Consider the following 2,016-nt stretch of genomic DNA (forward strand, 5'->3'; position numbering starts at 1 on the left):
CATTGAGGTGAAACGACATGATTCTCATGCAATTAAATCAATTAACCAAACGATTTGGAGCGGAATTGATTTTATCTAATATTAAATTGGAAGTACAAATGAATGATCGCATCGCAATTGTCGGTCGAAATGGTACAGGAAAATCGACATTGCTGAAGATGATGGCCGGTGAAATGAGCTACGATTCCGGTGACATTTTTAAACCGAAGGAAACGACCGTCGGATACCTGGCTCAGGATACAGGCCTTCAGTCCGAGGAATCCATATGGAATGAAATGGAAAAGGTTTTCTCTCATTTGAAGGAACTGGAAGATGAACTTCGTTCTATGGAAGTCAATATGGCAGATCCAGATCTTATGGATGATCCCGATCGCTATCAGCAGCTCCTCTCTACCTATGACCGGAAGCAGGAGTATTTCAAAACAGCGGGGGGTTATCAGTATGAAACGGAAATTAAATCCGTCCTGAATGGATTGAACTTCCATAATTTCGACTGGAACACACCAATAACGTCATTGAGCGGCGGCCAGAAAACTCGTTTAGCCCTTGGTAAGTTATTGTTGACCAGTCCGGATGTTCTGATTCTCGATGAGCCGACCAACCACCTGGACATCGACACGCTATCATGGCTGGAAGGATATTTACAGGGGTATAAGGGCGCGGTTGTCATCGTCTCGCACGACCGCTATTTTCTCGACAAGATCGTAAATACCGTTTATGAAATTGCCTTTCAATCTTCTAAGAAATACCCTGGCAACTACAGCGACTATTTGAAGAAAAAAGAAGCCGATTTTGAGATTGAAATGAAACACTTTGAAAAGCAGCAGGAAGAAATCAAGCGGATGGAAGACTTCATTCAGAAGAACATCGTTCGTGCAACGACCAGTAAGCGAGCACAAAGCCGTCGGAAACAGCTTGAGAAAATGGACAAGCTTGAGAAACCTAAAGACGACAACCAGTCGGCGAAATTCAGCTTCCAGGTTTCTAAAAAAAGCGGAAATGACGTCTTGAAGCTAAGAGAACTTGGTTTCAAGTATAATGAAGATTCCTACGTTTTTGAGAATGTCTCCTTCGACTTAAACCGCGGGGATTCGGTGGCTCTAGTCGGACCAAACGGTGTCGGAAAAACCACCTTGCTTAAGACCATCCTCGGTGAATTAAAAGCGGCTAAAGGAGATATTAAGCTTGGAACCAATGTTCAAATAGGTTATTACGATCAGGAACAGACCAAGCTTAATCCGAAGAAAAATGTACTTCAGGAACTTTGGGATGATTATCCTTTTAAAAATGAAAAAGATATTCGTACCGTACTTGGAAATTTCCTATTTTCGGGCGAAGATGTGCTTAAACCCGTATCTGCTCTTAGCGGCGGAGAAAGAGCCCGTCTTTCCTTAGCAAAGCTGATGATGCTAGAAGCTAACTTCCTTGTGCTAGATGAGCCGACCAACCACCTGGATTTGGACAGTAAAGAAGTTCTGGAAGCAGCGCTTATTGATTATCCCGGGACTTTGCTGTTTGTTTCCCACGACCGTTATTTTATTAACAAAATCGCGACAAACGTTGTGGAAATGCTGCCGGAAGAAACGCGGTTGTTCCTCGGTGACTATGATTACTATGTGAATAAAAAGCAGGAAGAGTATGAGCTTCAGCAAATTGAAGAAGCCGAACGACTGGAAAATGAAACACAAACGAAAGAGCCACAGGCTAAAAACAGCTTTCAGGAAGATAAAGCAGTGAAACGGGAAGAGCGTAAGAAAAACCGTCGTATAGCTGAAATTGAAGAAGAAATCGAAGAGCTGGAAGCAAAACTTGAAGAAATTGAAGAGCTTCTGTGCGATCCTGAGGTTTACCAGGACCACGAGCGCTCCCTTGAACTTACAGAAAGCAGCACACAAACTCAGCAGCGTGTGGAAAAGCTGATGGAAGAATGGGAATCCCTTCACGAATAGCAAATAAAAGAAGATGGTAAGGAAATGAAAGGCACCTCAGGTCATCCAGATTCTGGATGACCTGAGG

At 43.3% G+C, this 2,016-nt stretch carries 1 protein-coding gene; it reads left to right on the forward strand.

Features of this window, described 5'->3' with window-relative positions; all coding sequences use genetic code 11:
• Positions 1-17 precede the first annotated feature (17 nt).
• A complete protein-coding gene (locus WAM07_RS01635) occupies positions 18-1,949 on the forward strand; it encodes an ABC-F family ATP-binding cassette domain-containing protein (protein WP_422164220.1) in 1,932 nt (643 codons plus the stop codon).
• The last annotated feature ends 67 nt before the right edge of the window (positions 1,950-2,016 follow it).

This window comes from Halobacillus sp., assembly GCF_049282395.1.
Lineage (GTDB): Bacteria > Bacillota > Bacilli > Bacillales > Halobacillaceae > Halobacillus.

Excerpts from the sequence above, each read along its gene's own strand:
- WAM07_RS01635 (WP_422164220.1), top strand. The coding sequence starts at position 18 with ATGATTCTCATGCAATTAAATCAATTAACCAAACGATTTGGAGCGGAA.